The organism is Methanospirillum lacunae (assembly GCF_003173355.1).
Lineage (GTDB): Archaea > Halobacteriota > Methanomicrobia > Methanomicrobiales > Methanospirillaceae > Methanospirillum > Methanospirillum lacunae.
Genome location: NZ_QGMY01000011.1, coordinates 31,237 through 52,885, shown reverse-complemented (window position 1 = coordinate 52,885; position 21,649 = coordinate 31,237). Strand labels below are relative to the sequence as shown.

23 protein-coding genes are annotated in these 21,649 nt (G+C 47.9%); 17 read left to right on the top strand and 6 right to left on the bottom strand.

The genetic code is table 11. The annotated features are described in order from the left end of the window. Positions 1-106 precede the first annotated feature (106 nt). The 14 genes from DK846_RS14245 to DK846_RS14180 all read left to right on the top strand — a co-directional run bounded on the left by DK846_RS14245 (position 107) and on the right by DK846_RS14180 (position 11,011). On the top strand, positions 107-505 hold the full coding sequence (locus tag DK846_RS14245) for a DUF2551 domain-containing protein (protein ID WP_181391800.1): 399 nt from the start codon (positions 107-109) through the stop codon (positions 503-505). After that, positions 498-791, top strand: a complete 294-nt coding sequence (locus DK846_RS14240) for a hypothetical protein (protein WP_109969638.1) — start codon at positions 498-500, stop codon at positions 789-791. The genes DK846_RS14245 and DK846_RS14240 overlap by 8 nt, the downstream gene beginning before the upstream one ends. 2 nt (positions 792-793) lie before the next feature. Further along, the gene (locus DK846_RS14235) at positions 794-1,201 is read left to right on the top strand and encodes an archease (RefSeq protein ID WP_109969637.1); all 408 of its coding nucleotides are present in this window, start codon (positions 794-796) and stop codon (positions 1,199-1,201) included. A gap of 8 nt (positions 1,202-1,209) precedes the next feature. After that, positions 1,210-2,643, top strand: coding sequence for an RtcB family protein (locus tag DK846_RS14230; protein ID WP_109969635.1), 1,434 nt, complete (start codon positions 1,210-1,212; stop codon positions 2,641-2,643). Between the two features lie 2 nt (positions 2,644-2,645). Continuing rightward, positions 2,646-3,266 (top strand): type 1 glutamine amidotransferase family protein, encoded by a 621-nt coding sequence (locus tag DK846_RS14225; protein ID WP_109969634.1) that lies wholly within the window; start codon positions 2,646-2,648, stop codon positions 3,264-3,266. A 30-nt stretch (positions 3,267-3,296) separates the two neighbouring features. Further along, the gene (locus tag DK846_RS14220; RefSeq protein WP_109969633.1) at positions 3,297-3,719 is read left to right on the top strand and encodes a DUF2111 domain-containing protein; all 423 of its coding nucleotides are present in this window, start codon (positions 3,297-3,299) and stop codon (positions 3,717-3,719) included. A gap of 4 nt (positions 3,720-3,723) precedes the next feature. Continuing rightward, a complete protein-coding gene (locus DK846_RS14215) occupies positions 3,724-4,704 on the top strand; it encodes a biotin--[acetyl-CoA-carboxylase] ligase (RefSeq protein WP_109969632.1) in 981 nt (326 codons plus the stop codon). 2 nt (positions 4,705-4,706) lie between these two features. Continuing rightward, positions 4,707-5,255 carry a biotin transporter BioY gene (locus DK846_RS14210; RefSeq protein WP_109969630.1) on the top strand — a complete coding sequence of 183 codons (549 nt, stop codon included), beginning with the start codon at positions 4,707-4,709 and terminating at the stop codon, positions 5,253-5,255. After that, positions 5,252-5,962: an ATP-binding cassette domain-containing protein gene (locus DK846_RS14205; RefSeq protein WP_109969629.1), complete on the top strand. Its 711-nt coding sequence runs from the start codon at positions 5,252-5,254 to the stop codon at positions 5,960-5,962. Before DK846_RS14210 ends, DK846_RS14205 begins: the two co-directional genes overlap by 4 nt. Then, positions 5,946-6,644: an ATP-binding cassette domain-containing protein gene (locus DK846_RS14200; protein ID WP_109969628.1), complete on the top strand. Its 699-nt coding sequence runs from the start codon at positions 5,946-5,948 to the stop codon at positions 6,642-6,644. Before DK846_RS14205 ends, DK846_RS14200 begins: the two co-directional genes overlap by 17 nt. Further along, positions 6,626-7,252 carry a hypothetical protein gene (locus tag DK846_RS14195; protein ID WP_109969627.1) on the top strand — a complete coding sequence of 209 codons (627 nt, stop codon included), beginning with the start codon at positions 6,626-6,628 and terminating at the stop codon, positions 7,250-7,252. The genes DK846_RS14200 and DK846_RS14195 overlap by 19 nt, the downstream gene beginning before the upstream one ends. A 69-nt stretch (positions 7,253-7,321) precedes the next feature. Beyond that, positions 7,322-9,058: a pyruvate/oxaloacetate carboxyltransferase gene (locus DK846_RS14190; RefSeq protein WP_109969625.1), complete on the top strand. Its 1,737-nt coding sequence runs from the start codon at positions 7,322-7,324 to the stop codon at positions 9,056-9,058. After that, positions 9,055-10,530: an acetyl-CoA carboxylase biotin carboxylase subunit gene (locus DK846_RS14185; protein ID WP_109969624.1), complete on the top strand. Its 1,476-nt coding sequence runs from the start codon at positions 9,055-9,057 to the stop codon at positions 10,528-10,530. Before DK846_RS14190 ends, DK846_RS14185 begins: the two co-directional genes overlap by 4 nt. Before the next feature lie 10 nt (positions 10,531-10,540). After that, a complete protein-coding gene (locus DK846_RS14180; RefSeq protein ID WP_109969623.1) occupies positions 10,541-11,011 on the top strand; it encodes a pyridoxamine 5'-phosphate oxidase family protein in 471 nt (156 codons plus the stop codon). Positions 11,012-11,042: 31 nt separating this feature from the next. On the opposite strand, the gene DK846_RS14175 is transcribed toward DK846_RS14180, so the two are convergent. Further along, a complete protein-coding gene (locus tag DK846_RS14175; protein WP_109969621.1) occupies positions 11,043-11,921 on the bottom strand; it encodes a CBS domain-containing protein in 879 nt (292 codons plus the stop codon). Positions 11,922-12,395: 474 nt separating this feature from the next. Here DK846_RS14175 and DK846_RS14170 point away from each other — a divergent pair, with 474 nt between their 5' ends. Then, the gene (locus DK846_RS14170; RefSeq protein WP_394339600.1) at positions 12,396-13,496 is read left to right on the top strand and encodes an NOG1 family protein; all 1,101 of its coding nucleotides are present in this window, start codon (positions 12,396-12,398) and stop codon (positions 13,494-13,496) included. Here the strand turns inward: DK846_RS14170 and DK846_RS14165 are convergent. Further along, positions 13,389-14,375, bottom strand: coding sequence for a presenilin family intramembrane aspartyl protease PSH (locus tag DK846_RS14165; RefSeq protein ID WP_109969620.1), 987 nt, complete (start codon positions 14,373-14,375; stop codon positions 13,389-13,391). The two genes, DK846_RS14170 and DK846_RS14165, sit on opposite strands and share 108 nt — an antisense overlap. Positions 14,376-14,651: 276 nt before the next feature. Here DK846_RS14165 and fen point away from each other — a divergent pair, with 276 nt between their 5' ends. After that, positions 14,652-15,653 carry a flap endonuclease-1 gene (gene fen / locus DK846_RS14155; protein WP_109969618.1) on the top strand — a complete coding sequence of 334 codons (1,002 nt, stop codon included), beginning with the start codon at positions 14,652-14,654 and terminating at the stop codon, positions 15,651-15,653. A gap of 77 nt (positions 15,654-15,730) precedes the next feature. After that, complete coding sequence (locus tag DK846_RS14150; protein ID WP_146201238.1) at positions 15,731-18,322, top strand: PKD domain-containing protein; 2,592 nt, start codon at positions 15,731-15,733, stop codon at positions 18,320-18,322. 22 nt (positions 18,323-18,344) lie between these two features. Here DK846_RS14150 and DK846_RS14145 read toward each other — a convergent pair whose 3' ends face one another. From DK846_RS14145 to DK846_RS14130, 4 genes are read right to left on the bottom strand one after another with little or no spacing between them, the layout of a single operon-like run. Beyond that, entirely contained in the window at positions 18,345-18,941 is a 597-nt protein-coding gene (locus DK846_RS14145; RefSeq protein WP_109969616.1) for a CDP-alcohol phosphatidyltransferase family protein, read from the bottom strand. Beyond that, positions 18,938-19,450, bottom strand: coding sequence for an adenylate kinase family protein (locus DK846_RS14140; RefSeq protein WP_109969615.1), 513 nt, complete (start codon positions 19,448-19,450; stop codon positions 18,938-18,940). The genes DK846_RS14145 and DK846_RS14140 overlap by 4 nt, the downstream gene beginning before the upstream one ends. Continuing rightward, the gene (gene hisC, locus DK846_RS14135; RefSeq protein WP_109969614.1) at positions 19,444-20,517 is read right to left on the bottom strand and encodes a histidinol-phosphate transaminase; all 1,074 of its coding nucleotides are present in this window, start codon (positions 20,515-20,517) and stop codon (positions 19,444-19,446) included. The genes DK846_RS14140 and hisC overlap by 7 nt, the downstream gene beginning before the upstream one ends. Then, positions 20,486-21,640 carry an acetylornithine transaminase gene (locus DK846_RS14130; protein ID WP_109969613.1) on the bottom strand — a complete coding sequence of 385 codons (1,155 nt, stop codon included), beginning with the start codon at positions 21,638-21,640 and terminating at the stop codon, positions 20,486-20,488. Before DK846_RS14130 ends, hisC begins: the two co-directional genes overlap by 32 nt. Between the last annotated feature and the right edge of the window lie 9 nt (positions 21,641-21,649).

Sequence of the window (21,649 nt, the reverse complement as noted above, 5' to 3'; positions counted from 1 at the left end):
TCGTATAGAGATTAAACCATTAGCCTTCTGCGCGGAGAGGAGCCGTTTAATCATCAGAAATACAAGAGAAGAAACCATTTAGCCGATGTTCCAGATACCTCGGATTATGACTGATCAGGATGAGCGCCATGATATTGTTGAGGAGCGCCTTAGGTCCTGGCTCGCCGGGGATGATGAGGGAATCCGGTACGCAATGCTCAGAATCTTTCTAAACCACAATGACCTCTCGATTCAGGAGATATACGAAAAATTATCTCTTTCGTTCAGGACAAGTTATCATTCAGTATCAGGTATGATCGGAATTGTATCATCTAGGATAGGGATATTGGTAGGAACACGTAGTGACCGTGACCGGTGTCGCATCTACCGTCTGCGTGAGAAACATACCCCAATTGTGCGCAGGATTATCTCATCCCACTGTGGAAGACCAGAGCAGACACCTTCTTCAGATCCTCATCAGAAGCATTTTTTCCCTGACCGTCTGACCTGTCTGGAAGATGTCTGATCTCTACACCGGAACCCAAGTGGATGCCGGAGCACACTCTGTCTTCATCGATGATGACGTAATCGCCTATATTAATAAGCGAAATACCAATTTCCGAATCTCAACTTCCTGTGGTGGTCCAGTTCTGCTACCTGTCTCATACAAACCTGCTAAGCCTACTGATATTACGCTTAAAGCAGGAGACCACCTTATTTACATCTCAATGTACCAGGCACGGTACATCGATCATATTCACATGGATATGATTCCCTATCACCTCGAATCTATGATCGAAGGTTCTACCTGATTATGCCCTATGAAGAGCGTGAACATACCGCTGACATCCTGATGCACGTCTGGGCACAGGATATACCGACGCTCTTTGAAGAATGTGGGCACGCTCTTATGGCTGTCATGTACCAGGGTTCTGCCCGCCCTGATTGCACTTACTCTTTTACTGTTACGGGTATCGATCATGAACAAATACTCCAGGCTTTTCTCTCTGAACTTCTCTGTCTTACCGAGACCGAAAATGTCGTCTTCTCTGAGATCGCTGTGAGTTTGAACGAGGGAGGCCTGACTGCCAGGCTTTCAGGAGAGCCGTTTGATCGAAAGATTCATGGAGGTGGGAGTGAAGTGAAAGGAATATCATTTTCAGGCCTGTCTATCAGCAGACAGAACGATGAGTATGTACTGGATATATTGTTCGATGTGTGAGTCCTTCAATGATTAATGGTTTAAAGCGGACCGGTGATCTCGAGTGGGAGGTTCCGATAGGATTTATAGAAGGAATGAGAGTGCCTGGCAGGTTTTTCCTCTCTGAAAACCTGACAGCAACACTTGAGGAAGGAGCGGTTACACAATTGGCCAATGTTGCAACCATGCCGGGTATTATCAGGCATTCACTCGCAATGCCTGACATTCACTGGGGATATGGATTTCCCATCGGAGGTGTTGCAGCATTTGATTACGATACCGGCGTGATCTCACCGGGAGGTGTCGGGTTTGACATCAATTGCGGAGTAAGGCTGCTTACTACCCCGCTCACAATCAACGATATCACGAAGAAAAAGGAGATCCTGGATCAACTCTATGATGCAGTGCCTGTCGGGGTCGGAGCCCGGTCCTCACTTCGACTCTCTCCAAAACAACTTGATGAGATGATGATCCATGGATCTACATGGGCTGTTGAGGAAGGATTCGGAACGAAGGAGGATGTTGCCCACTGCGAAGAGGGAGGGAGTATGAAGGGGGCAGACCCCTCTCATGTCTCACAAAAAGCACGGTCACGAGGAGTACCACAGAGTGGAACCCTTGGGGCAGGTAACCATTTTCTTGAAATTCAGGTTGCATCCGAGATTTGCGATCCTGAAGCGGCAAAAGTATTCGGAGTCGAAGCAGGACAGATCTGTATTATGGTCCACTGTGGATCACGAGGATTGGGTCACCAGGTCTGCACAGACCATCTTCAGATTCTGGAACGGGCAGTAGATAAGTATCACATCAGCCTGCCGGACAGGCAACTCGCGTGTGCCCCCTTGACATCACCAGAAGGGAGAGCATATTTTGGAGGAATGGCTGCATCTGCGAACTATGCCTGGGCAAACCGGCAGGTGATCACCCATCAGATCCGTAACGTCCTCGCAAAATGCTGTGGGATTGGATACGATGATATCAAGTTAGTCTATGATGTGGCCCACAATGTAGCTAAGATAGAGGAACACGTTGTCGATGGGAAACTGACAAAGGTCTGCGTTCACCGTAAAGGCGCAACCAGGGCATTCGGTCCGGGATGCCCCGATGTCCCCCATGATTACTCAAAGATAGGTCAGCCAGTCATTATTCCAGGAAGCATGGGTTCCTCATCATACCTCCTGAAAGGAACAGATGAGGCAATGATGCGGACCTTCGGGTCCACCTGCCACGGAGCCGGACGGATCCTATCGCGCTCCCAGGCAAAAAAGACCATAAAAGGTAGCCAGGTGAGGGAAAGTCTTGGCCGTGAAGGAATCATGGTGAAGGCCCCTCATGATGGAGCCATAGCAGAGGAAGCACCTGGAGCATACAAGTCAAGTAGTGAGGTTGTCTCGGTTGTTGACAGGCTTGGAATCTCGCGGCTTGTTGTACGGTTCGAACCACTCGGAGTCATCAAGGGATAGCCATGACTGGACGGGTTGGAATCATATGGGACAGTCCGACCATGTTCACCCGTCTCATAGAGGACTGTGGCTTTACTGCTGAGCTGGTCACCCCCCATCTGCTCGCAGCACCCTTTTTCCGAAGAACATTCTCATCTGTAATTATTCCCGGAGGGTTCGCCAACCCCGCATACTCTTCAGTCATTCCTGCATTACGGGCATGTGAAGGCAGAATACGTCGGTTTATCCAGGGAGGAGGAACACTCATAGCATTTGGCGCAGGTATCGATCGTCCGGATGTATATGATTGGCTTCCAGTGATAATTCAATATAGATTCGGGTTCTCTGAAGGGAAACCAGAAGACAGGGATGATCATCCCCTCAACTGTATTATCGAGGATTATCCGGAAACAATTTCTATTGATGGTGATTTTCAGATCCCAGACACAGAAACTGACGCTCATATTCAGGGCTATAGACCTGACAAACAAGGGCCGGCAGTCAGGATGAGAATGCGGGGGGCTCCGGTTTTGGTAGAATACTCGCTCGGCGCAGGTAGGATCATCCTGACAAGCCTCCATGAATACCCTTCCAGAAGATTTCTGCGCGATATTTGCCGGACCGAGGGCGAAACCTTATTGTAGCTGCATGCGAGGGAAATATGAGGGATATCGATGGACCACTATATCATATCGGCTGATGCAACAGCCGAAGATCTCATCCCCATCTGCTTGTCAATCCACGAGATTGTCGGCAGACTTCCGGTGACTGCAAAAGCTCGTAACACTCCAGGCGTCAGAATTGAGGAGGGAGTTGTTATTGATCGTGCATACCTGGGCCCTGTACTGGATGAGGTTCTCTCCTCAAACAAGGTCATAAAAAAGACCCCGAAAACCGGACCATACAAAGGGGTCCCGGTCATCGTTGCCCCGGTCCGGGACAAATCAGGAGATTCCATTGCAGCTATCGGTCTCGTCGATATCACTGGCATTTTTGACCTTGCCACACTCATGGAACATCAGACCATGATCCTAAAACAAGTCTGCGGAAAGGATCCTTGTCCGCTTCCATCAGAACAGATCAACGCTAAACGGTGAACGTATGTACGCAACTGCCTTTAAAGTCCTTGAAATCCTTGAAAAGAGCGATAAACCGGTACCAAGCAGCGATATCAGCACAGAACTTTCCATCTCCAGTTCAGCTGTATGGAAACATATCAATGAACTCCGGATAATCGGATACGACATTGTCGCTTCTGATGAAGAGGGATACATGCTTGATAAGAGCAACATGGATTTCAGACCCCATGTGGTGTACAAGCATCTGAAGACGAAGGTTATCGGCAGAAGAATGCGGTACTTCGACAGTATCCCCTCCACAATCTGGTATGGCAAAGATCTCGCTGACCAGGGTGAACTTGACGACCTCCACGGTTTAGTGATCATCGCCGAAGAACAGACAGGGGGCTATGGACGGATGGGCAGGGCCTGGGTCTCCCCAAGCGGAGGAATCTGGATCACCATCGTACTTACCCCAAAGATCCCCATCGACCACTTGTTTATGCTCACCTTAGCTGGTGCTGTTTCTGTTGCACGGGTCCTTCGCAAGATGTTTGATATTGGTGCACTCATCAAATGGCCCAATGATATCATTATCGGTGATAAGAAGGTTGCAGGAATCCTGCTCGAACTCGGTGCTGAGGGAGAACAGGTCAAGTACTGCCTCGTAAGTTTGGGCATCGATGCTAACATCAGTATTGATAAACTGAACGAGCCCATCAAGCACCTTATCACCTCAATAAGTGAAGAGGTGAACCACGACATCGATCGTGCAGCTCTTCTGGCTGCATTCCTAAAAGAGTTTGAGGCCCGGTATGACATGATTACCCTTGGAGAGTACGATGCAGTCATCAGAGAGTGGAAAAACTTCTCCTCCACTATCGGACGCAGAGTCAGGATCAACACGCTCAGGAATAGTTTCGAAGGTGAGGCTGTTGATATAGATCCGAGTGGTGCCCTGGTAGTCAGAAAAGACAACGGTAAAATAGAGAAAGTCATAGCTGGTGACTGCGTACATATCTGAAGATGTTTGGCAACCTGGACCGTGCAACAACACTAACCAATAGTTCCCTTTTTGTTGCCCTTATAGCAGTTTTTTCCTGGATTTCAATACCTATCCCTCTTCCTATCTTTCCGGTCCCTATCACCCTCCAGACTCTTGCAGTACTTCTTGCAGCTGCTGTGATGAAGAGACAGGCAATCATCCCTCTGGTTCTCTATCTCGTCCTTGGTGCACTTGGCCTTCCTGTCTTTCATAACGGAATGGCAGGACTTGGGGTCATCTTCGGCCCAACCGGAGGATACCTGATTGGGTTTATTCCTGCAGTTCTCACAGCAGGGATTGCATATGAGTATGTCTCCCGTGAAATCAGGATCGCGGGCCTTCTTCTGGCCACGGCATTCATCTACTTCTTCGGGATCATCTGGCTTGTTTTATCTACAGGAATGTCAATCAATGCAGCCCTTGTTTCTGGAATGATTCCTTTCCTTCCCGGAGATCTTATCAAAGGTGTAGCAGTCTATGTGATTGCGGCAAGGCTCGAAAAAAATCCGCATAACTCAGCCCGTCAATGATACACATCAGTTCGATCAGGTGCGGATGTCTATCCATCCCTGAGTTAACTATTAAACCAGGGCTGGTAGCGATCACCGGACCGAATGGATCAGGTAAGACAACACTCCTTGAGATGATTGCAGGGATTCAAATTCCGATTCAAGGATACATATGGATCAACAACACGGAACCCCGGAAGACTACTGTCGGATGGGTCGGTGAGTTCCCTGATCTCAACATGACTTTCACCCGGGTTATGGATGAGATCGCTTCACCACTCAGATTCTCATTTCAACCATGCAGGGTAATAGAGGAGTCAGTACGTGAACTTGCTAGGACCATGGGCATTATACATCTGCTTAACAGGCCAGTTCGTTCCCTTTCTGGAGGAGAGAAAGTCCTTATTGCACTTGCTTCTGCCCTCATCACAAACCCTGAGGTTCTAATCCTAGATGAGACTGATTCCCACCTTGATTCATTCACACTTGGCACAGTGGATATTATCATCAGGAATGTGGGTGTGCCACATGTTCTGTTTGCAACCCATCGGCCTGAACGAGTAACATCTGCTGATCATGTGATCGTAATAAAACAAGGAGAGGTCCTTCGTACAGGGACCCCCGATGAGATATACCAAAGCTCAATAAAAGGCTCTAAACGATTCCCCCTTCTCCGGACACTTAGAGACCCCGCCCTCTGGAGGGCCGTATATGCATCTGACTCTTGAGAAGGTCTCAATCAGGAGAGATAACTTTTCACTCCTGGCAAGCGGGACATTTTATCAGGGAGTTCACCTTCTCACAGGAAAGGTGGGATCGGGGAAATCTACCCTCGGAGAGATTCTTTGCAGGGTGATTGAACCAGCAGATGGCAGGATGACATATGACGGGATACGGACTTCTGTACTCTCAATGCAGTTTCCTGAATACCACATCACTACAACAACAGTCGTGGAAGAGATCCTTAGTTGGAAACGCGATCCCGACCAGGTTCTTGAGACTGCCGGACTTCAGGGTAGGGGCTGCGACGACCTTCTTACTCTCTCTCGGGGAGAACTCAAACGGATTCATCTCGCGTGCATGCTTCTTGGCAAGTATGATCTAATGGTACTCGATGAGCCATTTGCCGGCCTTGATGAGGAAGCCAGGTACTGGATTTCATCTCACCTCTCTCAAAATCGGGATGGAATCACTATTATCATCAGTCATGATATCACTACTCTTCCCTCAATTAACCATCTATGGGAGATGCAGGAGGGGATTCTTTCAGAAATCGGGAATATTCCAGGGGCACTTCGCCACTGGAAAAACCCTCCTCCACTCATCAGGTTTCTTCTGAAGAATGACCCTGAACTTTCAGGACTCTCATGGCAGGATCTTGTGGAGGCGGCATGCAGGATCCGCGGATAAGGCTCGGTGTTGTGTTACTCCTCTCGATTGTTTCCTTTCTCTCCCTTACCGGAGCATTTCTCACAGTGGTCTGGTGGTTAACCTGTACTAATCGAAGAACCTCATTCCACGATCTCCGCACCGGTGCCATGGTCTTCATGCTTCCTGCAATAGCTGCTATTGCAACAGAGTGGTCGGGAGGCGATGGAGTGTCCTATCTCATACGAATATCGATTGTACTTGTAATCGCCTCATGGGCCTACAATGAGCGGTATCCGGGAGAACTCCTTGATGTTTCAGTCTGGCTTTTCGGGAGGAGAAATGGATTCGATCTCGGACTTGTCGGGGAAATGAGTATATCTACAATTGAGATCCTTGCTGACGAGCTCAGACGAACCCGGATCGCGCTCTCGCAGAAAGATCAGCGGCTTTCAGGAACAAATCTCCCGCCAATTATTGCCAGTCTTCTTGTCAGGCAATTGAGGCTTGCCCGTGAACGAGCTGATGTCCTTGCACTTCGAGGATATCAGGGGGGTGGCAGCCTGTGTCCCTCTTTTGTGACCTCATATTTTGATATCGGTGCCGGAGCATTTTGCGTGCTGATTTTGGCAGTCTCCGTGATACTCTGAGACTTTTTTAAAGTCTCCGGTTGAACCTTTTCTGTTTGAATCGCAACCTGCCGATTCAGAGGTGGCAATATGAGTCCAGCCCGGAATACGAAGCTTCAGATCACCGATACCACACTCAGGGATGCCCATCAGTCTCTTATCGCAACACGGATGAGGACCGAGGATATGATCCCGCTCGCACGGGCAATAGACAAAGCCGGTTTTTTTTCAGTTGAGGCATGGGGAGGTGCAACTTTTGACAGTTGCATCAGATTCCTGAATGAGGACCCATGGCACCGTCTCACCACCCTGAAGGAGGAACTTAAACACACCCCAATCCAGATGCTCCTCCGCGGCCAGAATCTTGTCGGATACCGGCATTACTCAGATGATGTCGTAGATCGGTTCATCGATCTCTCATACAAAAATGGGGTAGACATTTTCAGGGTCTTTGATGCACTCAACGACATCAGAAACATGGAGAGGTCAATGACCCGGGTTAAGGAGACAGGGGCACACCTGCAGGCCACCATCTCATACACAATAAGCCCGGTTCATTCAACAAAAGGGTTTATTGAAATGGCTCGGGAACTCTACGCCCATGATTGTGACTCTATCTGCATCAAGGATATGGCAGGCCTTGCCATGCCTGAAGAGACACGAGCCCTTATCACCGGAATAAAGGATGAGATGGACGTAATCGTAGATCTGCACTCCCACTCCACGAGTGGGATCGCTTCAATGGCATATCAGGCAGCTATTGAGGCAGGTGTCGATATCCTTGATACCGCCATGTCTCCGTTCGCACTTGGAACCAGCCAGCCACCAACTGAAAGCACTGTTGCATCTGTCAAAGGAACTCCACGGGATACCGGGATTGATCTGCTCATTCTTCGTGAGATCAGGGATGAATGTATGAAAATCAGGCAGAAGTACGATGCTCTCTTTACACCAGTTGCCGAACGGGTGGATAGTGATGTTCTGATTTATCAACTTCCTGGCGGCATGATCACAAACCTCGTCTCCCAATTACAGGAACAGGATGCACTTGACCGGCTTGATGATGTATTTCGTGAGGTCCCAGAGGTACGTCGTGACCTCGGGTATCCTCCGCTTGTAACACCGACATCTCAGATTGTCGGGAGCCAGGCTGTATTTAATGTCCTGGTTGGAGGAGAGCGGTACAAGAACGTTACCAAAGAAGTCCGTGACTATGTCAAAGGGCTTTACGGCCGTTCACCAGGCCCTGTCTCTGATGAGATCCGCAATCTGATCATCGGTGATGAGGAGGTGATCACTCAGCGCCCAGCTGATCTCCTGGACCCAATGTATGCAAAGATGAAGAAAGAGGCACAGGATGCAGACCTGATCAAGAAGGAAGAGGATGTTTTGACATACATCCTTTATCCGGCAATTGCCCCATCATTTTTGAAGGGTGAGAGGCAGGCTGAGAAGATCCCTACTCGTTCTGCTAAGAAGAGTTCGGGTTTTGAGATGCCCGATTCCATGCAGGTGGAAGTTGATGGTGAGACCTTCACAGTCCGGATCCTTGCAATCGGTGATCAACAGGCAAAGGAGAAGCCAAAGGTCTCGGGTCCGCCAAAGCAGGATATGCCAGGCGGAGTCAGGAGTAATATGCAGGGGATGATTCTCGAGATGAAGGTCGGCCGTGGAGATGAGGTAAAAGCCGGTGAGACCCTGCTTATCCTTGAAGCCATGAAGATGGAGAACCCGATAAGCAGCCCACGTGACGGGGTTGTCACCGATATCTTTGTCGACACTGGCGACACGGTCCTGAGCGGCGACGTGCTCATGGTGATCGAATGAAGTATTTTGACAAAATACTCATTGCCAACCGTGGAGAGATCGCAATCAGGGTTATGCGGGCATGCCGCGAACTCGGGATTGATACAGTCGCTATTTACTCAGAAGCTGACAAAAATTCACTTTTTGTACATTACGCAGACGAAGCCTTTCCAGTAGGACCTGCTCCGCCATCAAAGTCCTACCTGAACATGGAGCGGATCATTGCGGTTGCAAAGACCGCCGGTGCTGAGGCAATCCATCCAGGTTACGGGTTTTTAGCTGAAAACGCTGCATTTTCGGGACTTTGTGAAGAAGAAGGTATTACCTTCATCGGGCCGAAGAAGAAGACCATCGCGGCAATGGGATCCAAGATCAGGTCCAAGCAGACGATGAAAGACGCCGGAGTTCCGGTCCTTCCAGGAACAGACGGAGGTATTGATGATATCAGCAAGGCAGCAAAAATTGCTGATGAGATTGGATATCCGGTGATTGTTAAAGCCAGTGCTGGTGGTGGCGGGATTGGGATGCAGATTGTGCATGACCCTTCAGAAATCGAACAGGCGATCGAAGGAGCCATGCGAATTGCAGAGTCTGCATTCGGAGACAGGACGGTCTTTATCGAAAAGTACCTCCAGAAACCACGGCACGTTGAGGTACAGGTCTTCTGTGACGAGCATAATAATGGCGTCCATATGTTCGAGCGTGAGTGTTCAATCCAACGCAGGCACCAAAAACTGATTGAAGAAGCACCCTGCCCGGTGATGACACCAGAACTGCGTGAGCGAATGACAGATTCTGCCCTGAAAGTTGCAGATGCGGCCGATTATGTGAACGCAGGTACTGTTGAATTCCTGTATGATAACGGGAACTATTACTTCATGGAGATGAACACCAGGCTTCAGGTCGAGCACACCATCACAGAACTTATAACAGGTATTGATCTTGTCAGGCAACAGATCGTGGTTGCTGCAGGAGATCCTCTAGAATATGCTCAGGAAGATATCACCATCAGAGGTCATGCCATCGAATGTCGTATCAATGCTGAGGATCCTCTGAACAACTTTGCTGCAGATCCCGGGAAGATTGTCAGGTACCGCTCTCCCGGGGGTCCTGGAATCAGGCTTGACTCAGGTATTCATGCTGGATATACAATTCCTCCCCACTATGACTCTATGATTGCCAAACTTTGTGCCTGGGGTATGAATCGGGATCTGGCAATTGCAAGAATGCGTCGCGCAATCTATGAGTACGTAATTCTGGGTGTGAAAACGACACTCCCGCTACATCATGCCATCATGCATAACCCAGAATTCATTTCCGGGAACACATCCACACACTTCCTCCAGGAAGAACATATCTCAAAGACTCTCAAGCGGTACATCCAGGAAGACGAGACCAGGATGACCCAACTTGCAACCCCACTTCGGAATGACCGAAAGATTGCAGCAATCAGTGCAGGTTTGATCGCAGTGATTGAAAAGAATAAGCAATAAATCCATTTATATGCACAGAACAGATAAAGAAGTCCAGGATCAGGGATGGATTGATGCTGTTCTCAAAAAGGCACTTTTTTGTCATCTTGCCATTCCTGGCGACGACGAGTATCCCTGTCTGGTACCGATGAATTTTGTATGGTATGAGGGGAGGCTTATTTTACACTCATCCCCTGTCGGAGATAAGATACGTCTACTTAAGAACAATCCTCACGCATCATTCGCGGTTGAATCAGATATCGATCTCGTCACCGATACCAATGTATGCGGGTATGGGATGCGGTACAGGAGCGTCATCGGACGTGGCACAGTAAGGTTTGTCGAAGAATATAAGGAGAAGAACCGCCTGCTCAAAGTGTTCTCTGAAAAATATGCGTCATACCCGGTTGATAACTTTTTTCAGGATAAACTTGACAATGTTGCCGTGTTAGTCATCAAACCCATATCAATAACAGGAAAAAATTCAGGATACCCTCTGTAGGTACCAAAGTCACATAATACTCGACAACAGGTTAGTGTGTGGGAATAACCCTGAAGATGTCAGACTGAGTCAGGATCCCAATCGGCTGTCCATCTTCTACGACAACCAGTCTCCCAATCTGTTTCTCCTTAAACTTGCGGATTACTTCATAAATCTGGACAGAAGCATCAGCCTGAATTACCTCTTCGGTCATAACCTCGCTTACCGGTGCTTCCAGGCTTATCTTCTCTTCAATTGCCAGGAGAATATCGGTCATCGTGATGATTCCCATGAGAAAGTTCCCTTCCATAACCGGTGCGCCGTGGATCCGGTATTTATTGAAGAGATGGATTGCGTCCATCAGGGTTGACCTGGTTGAGAGCATCTTAATGGGGGCAGTCATGTAACTGCGGATAGGCTTTTTTGGAAGTGAGACCATTTCAAGGATTGAGACAATGAGTGCAGGCTCATTCTCATCTTTTCCAAACACTTCACCCTTGATCATCAGTTTATTCATCGGAGTCGGACCGATGGTGATCACATCTCCGATGTTGAAGAGTTTCACGCTTCCGATGATCTTGATCTGGGCATGACAGATATCAGCGTGTGAGAGGGTGGTGAAGATAATCTCGGCAACCTTGACACCAGGGATGACCTCGCTGTCGCGAGAGATTTTAACCTCATATACCTCCCCATCACGTTTCAGATTGAGTTCCTTGTATGCCACAGCAGTTGGATGATATCCACCCTTTGGCCCGGGAATACCATCAACAAGGCCTATTGCTTTTAGTGCCTGCATCTGGTTTCTGACAGTTCCAGGATTCCTGCGAATGATATCAGCGATCTCCTCCCCCTTGATCGGTATCGACTTCTTCTCATAGAGACTGATGAGGGTGATGAGGATATCGTTCTGGATAAGAGACAGATCCATAATATTACCTCGTTTGCACGTTGATCATGACATTATTCACTGCACGACTATTCCTTAAATTGGCGAATCCACATGTAGGACAGTGCGTACAGGTATATCTGATTTAATTGAGTTCATCTACATGATAAATCATGATGGTTTTTAAGCTTTAAAAAGAACCAGAGAGGATGAAACCTACCTGAATATTTTCTCCTTTCAATACCTAGAAAAATGAACGCGACCACATGTTAGACCTGATTCAATATGTTTTCACCTGTGCAAATCCCTTAATCGTCTGATTTTTCTCCCGCGAGATGCAACCCACTCATGGCTTATGTCTTTAGTTCGCATGAACCTGTCCCGGTAGAATAATTATGGGGCAAAAAAATATGAAGCAATATCAGCCACAACGAGAGAGATGGATAAGAAATTTTTATCGTTGTAAACGATTATCCAGTCAGCACCCCCACTAATCCCACAAGCGCAGAGCTTCGTATGGATATCAATAATAATAAGCAAGCAATGAACTTCGAACGGATACCTACTGTACCAACCGCAGACGAGGTCCTTGACAGGGCACTTCGCCGGGCTGCAGCTAAGATGCGTGAGAAGAAACAGAAGAAACGTGCATCAGAAGAATTTGTAAGAGCAGCATACCTTTCGGTTCACGATAAACTCGTCTCAGTAATCCAAGGTTTCCCGGAAATGGATAATCTGCCCCGATTTTACCAGGATCTCTTTGACATAATCTGGGGCACTGAACATCTTCGCAAGGCTCTTGGAGCCGTCGGCTGGGCAGCAAGATGGACAAAAGATCATAAAGGAGGACTTGCCAAGGATGTCAGATTCTCCAGCGATGAGGATGCAACCGCTTCCCGGAAAAAGGCCGTGGCACGACTTGCATCGGTGGTTCATCAGATCGATGATCAACTCCTCTACCTCAATGAGGTCAGGAATGTCATGCGTAAACTCCCGGTCATTGAGGACGTCTTCACAATTGTGGTGGCAGGGTTTCCAAACGTGGGCAAGTCCTCATTCATTAGGAGAGTCTCTTCAGCAGAGCCTGAGATCGCATCATATCCATTCACAACAAAGGGTGTGATTATCGGTCACCGGATTGAACGCAGAGAAAAGATCCAGTTAATCGACACACCCGGCCTGCTTGACCGCCCGGCAGAAGAGAGAAACACCATCGAAAAGCAGGCGATTTCAGCGATCATCAACACCGCTGATGTTATCCTGTTTATCCTTGACCCAAGTACCTACTGCGGATTTCCTCTTGAAGATCAGATGCGCCTACTGGATGAGATCAGGGAATTAGTCCATGTTCCGATTATAGCTGTTGTAAACAAATCAGATGTAAAAACACTTGAAGGATACAAGGCTATGTCAACAGCATCGGGTGAAGGGGTTGAAGAGGTACTTGAGATGCTCCTCTCAGAAAAACCCGCTCCCGGTGCAGCCCACCACCCCGGACGTCAGGGATACTCAGATCCCGACGAGGAACCAGCCGATAAGGAATCCTATGATCGCCCCTCCATTAAGTGGCGGGAGTCCGGCTTGAGGCCTCCCAGACGAGACGAAATAGAGAAGTAATGCCATCCCTGCAACTGAACCAATCATTGTAGTAATAACAGGGATAGAAAACCCAAACATCCCTTTTGCTGGCAGAAACACCGCTGCTGAAACTACAAGGATAGAGGGCATGATAAGATCACCAAGCCCCATCAGATATGCAGCCCGCTCGGGTTTTTGGTCCTGATCCCTATGAAGAGAATCAGAGCTTTCACCAGTTTTTGCAGGCTGTACCATACCACCGACGCCGTCCCTGATGAATGAGTACCCCTCTTTTTTGGGAACAACAACCATGATAGGCATCCTGTTTTCAATAATTCCTTCAGCAAGGGTCAGCATGTGTTTTGTCCGGTACACTGATATCGCGTCATAGACTGCGAGAAGAACGAGGAGCAGTATGACAGGTACAGGTTCGAGTGATATTCCAAATATCGAGGCAATCCCGGCTGAAAGAAGTACTCCAAGTACATCAACCACGTACCATTCAGGATATTTTGCAAGGAGAGCGGTTGCCCCAACCGAGAGGAGTAATCCAATGGCAGTAGAAACAGCCATATCTAATCCTGCAAGAGAGAGCAGACCTGTGAAAACATAGATAAACGAGAGAAAAAGCGATGCCCAGATGACTAGTTGTATAGCCCATTTCAGGCGGTACTTTAACAGAGCAAGGAGTACCACAGTGAATCCAAGCAGCATTGCAATGAACCAGATCGGGTTTTCATACGATGATGGATCTTCAAAGACCGCATACCCCGACTGGATCATCGGAACTGACAGGACAACTGCTCCTGCTTCAACAATGAGGAGCATCAGAGGCATTGCAGCAAGGGAAAGGATCGGATTTAGTGCCCTTCCTCCTGTGATGTGAGTATTTGCAAACTGATTATCAGATGATTCCATGTGCCTAAGAGGGAAGACTCTGAATGGTACATAATTATATCCCACACGGAAAGGCAACTCAACTTGTTCTCTTTCACGCTGATGGAACACATTATCGCCATAAGTCCCGCGCATGCCTTACATAGAACAAATCCCTATTACACAGAGAGAAAACATACCTCAGAAGACCGGTCACAATCATATCAGATCAATTTTCTCAATGTGGGATTATTGCCCATCATAGATCTGGTACATATCGATTTTAATGACCGGTTTGACTGATATGGAGAGAATCACATGGGTGTAGCCTTACGCGATATTATTGCCCCATATAAACATCCGGCGGAATCACAGGATCTTACCGGAGTTGCATCTGTTGATGCATTCAACGCGCTCTATCAGTTTCTGTCCATCATCAGACAGCCGGATGGAACACCGCTCATGGATAAAGAAGGGAGGATAACCTCACATCTGTCAGGGATCTTTTTCCGTACCACTAACTTTCTCCAACAGGGAATTCAGCCGGTTTGGATCTTTGACGGTAAACCTCCCGAATTAAAGGCACGGACAATAGGGGAACGACGGGCAGTCAGAGAAGAAGCTCAGGAGAAATGGGATCAGGCAAAACGAGAAGGCGATACTGCCGGAGCATTCAGGTATGCAATGGCGTCATCAAAACTTGATGACGAAGTCTTATCTTCAGCCCGTAATTTACTTGATCTGCTCGGAATCCCGGTTATTAATGCTCCATCAGAAGGTGAGGCTGATGCCTCCAATATGGTAAGAACAGGTGTTGCCAGGTACGTTGCATCCCAGGATTACGATACTCTGCTCTTTGGGGCACCACTCCTAGTTCGGAACCTGACAGTGTCAGGAAAGAGAAGATCTCACGGCAGGATGGTAAATGTCCTGCCAGAAACAGTAGTCCTTGATGATGTACTCACGGGCCTCAATCTAACAAGAGAGGAACTTATTGATGTGGCTATTCTGGTTGGGACTGATTTCAACGAGGGAGCAGTCGGAGTCGGTGCAAAGACCGCACTCAAAAAGATCAAAGCTGGTGAATTCAAAGAGGTTGTTGCCTTAAAACTTCCGGACATAGATCCTGAACCAATACGGAATTTTTTCCTGAATCCCCCAGTATCCGGGAATTACCCTATCGAATGGAAAAAACCAGATCATGATAGGATCATATCATTTCTCTGTGGGGATTACGGATTTTCTGAAGACAGAATAAACCCGGTGCTTGAGAAGATCAGTGGCAGGGGAAAACAACGGACTCTTGACAGTTGGTTCTAAATTCAAAGCTTGCCATTATAAAAGAACAGAACCAGGTACACTTTTTCTTGTCTGCATCGATATCTGATCAGGAGAATATGATCGGAACGACCGGTTTGAATACACACAGGAGTTTGCTAGGGTTCTTACTCGTAGGAATGATACTCGGATCTTCCATCATCTGTTCTGTAACTGCTGATAATCAGAATCAGGAAAATGAATCGGTCATGGCACAATATGAGAACGGGACCATGACTTCAGAATGGGCTGTTGATTTTTCAGCCACTCCTCTTGAAGGTTACCCACCGGTTTGTGCCAAATTCACTGTTTCCGGACCCCTCGCTGACTACCTCTGGGATTTTGGTGATGGGACAACTTCAAACTCCCGTAGCCCGGTTCACTGTTATCAGAAATCGGGTTCATATTGGGTGAAACTGAAGTATTCAATTGGTCAGAAATCTGGTGAGGTAAATAAAGAAGATTATATCAAAGTTAAAGATCCCGCAAACCTGGTGGATTATTCTGCAGACCCTGTTAACGGGACAGTTCCACTTAATGTTCAGTTTACGATTGCCGGAAATCCGACAAATATTCTCTGGAATTTTGATGACGGACAAGAGAGTTCTGATTCAAATCCTCAACATCAGTATCAGCACCCTGGGTTCTACTCCCCAACTTTGACCTACTGCGCCCAAGGAAACTGCGATAAGATCTCAAAATATAATTACATCCAGGTTTCCCAGGGAGAAGAGGTCAATTTTACTGCAGAAAAACTGGAGGGAGTGGCTCCCCTCTCCACTAAGTTTTCAGTCACCGGACCTGCTGAAACATTTTCATGGGACTTTGGAGACGGGACTACATCTTATGAGAAAGATCCCAACCATTACTATGAAAAACCAGGCAATTACATGGTAACCCTGACCTACTCGATAGAAGAGGCAAGTTATACTCTGACACGACCCGATTACATCCATACAACCTCAAAATATGCTCCTGATTTCAACGGGTCTCCCCGGAGAGGAATCGCTCCCCTTTGCGTTGATCTTGATATGATTAACCAACCCCAGTCATGGACTTGGATGTTTGGAGACAACACAACATCACCTGAATCCCATGGTTCACATTGTTACGGGTTCAGTGGAAGTTATGATGTCGGGCTTCATTACTGCTACAACGGATACTGCAGCGATGTTGTCAAACCTGGTTTTGTCACAGTAGATTCACCAAAAATTTTTGCTGAACGTGGTGATGATGAGGCAACGATAAAATTCAGAACAGATGCAGGTGAGGGGCTCAGATATATCTGGGATTTTGGTGATTCTGCAACATCAGAGAGTGCAGGTCCCACTCACCGGTATGAGAAACCTGGCGACTACAATGTGACCCTTTCTGTGCTTGGAACCTGCGGGTGTACTGCTAAGTCCTCTGCAAAAGTTTCGGTGAACCCCAAACAGGTACTTGATTTTACAGCAACCCCCCTTGAGGGGTGTGCTCCGCACAGTGTTCAGTTTAGTACTGCCCCACCTGCATCACTTGCAGAGAAGCAAAAGTGGGACTTTGGGGATGGTGAGAAAAGCACAGATAATAATCCATTCCACAGTTACCAGTTTGCAGGAACATACTCAGTTACCCTGGTGAAAGAATATCCAGGCCATCAGGAGAACATAACCAAGCCTGATTTGATCCATATTTTTGATGTGCCTCACCCGTCCTTTTCAATGAATCCAACAACAGGAGTTGCACCGGCAACTATTACGTTCACTGATACAACAACAGGATATGAGTCCAAACGATCATGGGACTTTGGAGATGGCGTAACCGGAACTGATACACGGATGGAACACCAGTACACAGAGGAAGGAACGTTCAACGCTTCTCTCACAGTCTGGGGTCAGGGTGACTGTCATGGTACAACAACTAAAGAGGTTCAGATATCCAACCCGAAAGAGGTGAAATATGACCTTTCCGGACTTCCAAGAAGAGGAGTTGCCCCTCTGTCAACATCTTTTAAAATTACTGGGAGTCCCTACCAGTGGTCAATCGATTTCGGGGATGGAAGTCAGCCTACATCAGAGCAGAATCCTTTTCACACCTATACAACCTCCGGTGTGTACAGTCCAAAACTTCATGTCTGCGATGCAGACGGATGTCAGGATATAATAAAATCCGGATATATTGTTGCAATCCCATCCTCCTATCAGACTATCACTCTCTCAAAAGGATGGAACCTCATATCAACCCCGGTTACCCTTGAGCCAGGACAGGATACAATAAGTTTATTTTCTGGAGTAGATACAGCAAGCCATTCACTTTATTCCTGGGATAGTACTACAGGACAGTGGAAGCGATTGACCAAAGATTCAGATCTCGATCCCCTGACAGCGGTCTGGATCTATGTAGCAAAACCAGTAGACATCAGTTTGCAGGTTGCTACATCAGGGCCTGAAGGAAACCTGACCAGATCACTTTCAGCAGGCTGGAATCTGATAAGTTTTCCAGGAGCAAACGCAACGGCCCCTGAAGAAGTATTCGATGACCTTCAATGGTCATATATTCTGGGCTTTAATGCACAATCCCAGCAGTACTATCCACCTATTCAGAAAGGAAATGGAGAGCAGTTACTAGACCCAAAGCAGGGATACTGGCTCTATATGGAGAAACCAGGAACACTTGTGGTACCGGCAATATAATCAAAAATTTTGTTTCCCGGAATCAGGGAAGTTGTTTCCAAACATGGGCAAAGCGCTGTGCTGCGGTCACATGCCCGAATATACCAAAGATCAGAAGCAGCCATGCAAAGAGACTGAGCCCAAGAATTTCTGCCGGGATGAACAGGCTGGCGATGCAGACACCCATCAGAAGTACGAGCCGGTCAGCCCTGCCAAGTAGACCTCCATAAAAGCGGCCTACACCTACAGCCTGCGCCTGTGTCCCCATGTACGATGACATCAGAACGCCTGTGAGACCGAAAATCCCAATCCACCAGGCACAGAGAGGGCCTGAAAATATACCACACAGGATGAAGATGTCAGCATACCGGTCAACGGTGTGATCCAGAAAATCACCCCTGAGCCCCTGCTGTCCGAGTGCCCGTGCCATTGCCCCGTCAAGCCCATCAAAGAACGCATTCAGAATCACCCCAAAGGTGCCGAAGAGAATATCGCCTCTGAAAAATGCATATCCTCCACCTGCTGCAGCAATCAATGAGAGTATCGTACAGAAGTTGGGGGTGAGACCTATCCGGACAGTTGCGGATACAACAGGATCTATGAAAGGTTTAACCTGTGCCCGGTACGAGTCAAGTGTCATAATAAGTCCACACAGGTGGAAAGCCAATCAACAACACCATGTTTGGGGGGTACATCTCCGGTCAGGATCCCTTCTATCATATCTGCAACCTCGGCAACTGTCTTATCGGTTACATCCATCTCATATATCATCTCAGGGGTATGCTCTTCCATTGCCTCAATGAGGACAACATCAAGTAGTTCTGCCTCCACATTCTCGGCAACCTTCTCGTCAGGATACCCCCTGGCAACAAGTCGCTCTTTTAGAACATCAGGACGACACCTGATAACGATAACCCGTGATACAGGAAGGAGATGAGTAAGATGTCCTTCAACAATTCCATCCAGTAGAGGGAACTCATCACGCCACCGATCTGTATCTATGACGTGTGCCTGTCTTTCATCATCTTCTTCGATGATGTATGGACCGATAGTATCGTTTGCCCTGATGACCTGATGACCACGGTTTGTAAGTTCATCAGATACGGTAGATTTCCCGGTCCCGGGAGTCCCGGTCAGGGCAATCAGCATATCTGGTTAATTCCTGAGAGGAACTGTTCACATTCCCAGTCCTCACCCACACAGACCCTGATGTAGTGATCAGCAAGACCGGGGAAGGACCGGCATGATCTAACGATGACACCTTTCTCTGCAAGCCGTGCCGCGCACTCATCTCCACTCATTGGTGCGGTGTCGATCATCACAAAGTTGGCTCCTCCCGGCAGAACCGGTAGTTTGCATATATCGTGGAATTTCTGGATCCAGGATCTCACATGCCTGATTGTGCGCTCAACGTACTCCTTATCAGCAAGGGCACCGGTTGCTGCAGAAAGTGACAGAGTATTAACCGTGAACGGGGTTGCTGCCTTTTCATACACCGGTTTCAGCCACGATGGAACAAAAGCATACCCGATCCGACAGCCGGCAAGGCCGAAGACCTTCGACATGGTCCGTCCGATAACAAGGTTATCGTGCTTTTCCATCAGGGAGCGGTAATCGATCTCTGAAAATTCAACATATGCATTATCCAGAAAGAGGATGCCATCCAGTGCATCTGCGATCCTTTCAACATCTTCCAGAGAAGTCATGGTTCCGGTTGGGTTGTTAGGACTGCATAGGAATGCTATCTTTGCATTTTTGGCTGCAGATATGAAAGTATCAACATCTACTGTGAAGTCATCTCTCCGTGGGATTTTGATAACCTCTGCTCCCTGGGCCTTTGCTGCAAGCCCGTAAAATGAAAAGGTCGGGACTGATACGGCAACGGCCTCACCCGGATTTACCAGTACACGGATACAGGTCTCAATAACCCCGTCCATCCCAACACCGGTTACAAACTCATAGTCACCATGGTAATCCTTGAGTGCCTGAATCAGTCTCCCGGCTCCTCCGGTATCAGGATACCGGTGAATAGTAGCAAGTGCTTTCTGTACTTCAGCAACCGCAAGAGGAGAAGGACCGAAGGGATTTTCATTGCTTGCCAGCCGTGCAACCCTTGAAAAACCATAGGTCTCTGCTATCTCTTCAGGGGAGCGGGCATACACATACCCTTCCTGCTTGTAGATATCACGAACTCGCGAATTTACTGACTGCTGCATTGATGATACCTGTTGCCTTGTCTATTTCGGCATTCGTGATTGTCAATGGGGGGACAAGCCTCAGGTTCCCGTGTGCTGCACAGTTAACAAGCAGGCCATGTACTGCACATTCTTTCTGAACGTCAGCACAATGATCGCCAATTGTTATCCCGATCATCAGTCCCTTAACCCGGGGATTGAGATGAGCGAGTGCTGCCCTGAACCGCTCACCCTTTGCTGCAACTTCAGGAAGTACTTTACCAATAACATCAATCGATGCAAGAGCTGCAGCGCAGGCTATTGGCCCCCCTGCAAAGGTGCTTCCATGCTCTGATTTCCCAAATTCAAGTCCTTCCCGTGCAACGATAGCTCCCATGGGAAATCCACTCGCCATAGCCTTAGCCATGGTAATAATATCAGGATGAATTCCTTCTTCCTGGAATGCAAACCAGTGACCTGTCCTACCCATACCACTCTGAACCTCGTCAACGATGAGGAGGACACCTTTGGCATCACAGATCTCCCTGACCTGCTTCAGGTATCCTGGAGGGGGAATAATGACACCCCCTTCACCCTGAATCGGTTCAAGAATTACGGCAGCTGTCTCCTCTGTAATTGCACCCTTCAGTGCTTGTACATCACCGTAGGGTACAAACGATGTAAACGGCTGAAGAGGCATGAAAGGCTCTCTGATAGCAGGTTTATGGGTACAGGCAAGGGACCCCATAGTCCGCCCATGAAAACCTCCCTCGCATGCAATGAACTCTTTTCTTCCGGTTCTGATCCGTGCCAATTTCAGGGCTCCTTCCATTGCCTCTGCTCCAGAGTTGGAGAAGAATGCTTTCGCGTTTCCTGGAAGTCCTGATATCTCTACCAGTTTTTTTGCGAGAGCACCCTGATGCGGAACATAGAACAGGTTCGAACAATGGATCAGTTCTGCTGCCTGCTCTGCTATTGCTTTGACTACCTTTGGATGGCAGTGGCCGGTACTGCACACTGCGATTCCTGCTACAAGATCAAGATATTGCTTCCCGTCAGCATCGGTGACAGTGCATCCGGACCCTTTGGTGATCATGATCTCCCTGCTGAATGCAGGCATGATATATTGTGATTCAAGTTCCCGATAATTTGATTCGAAATTCATTGTTACATC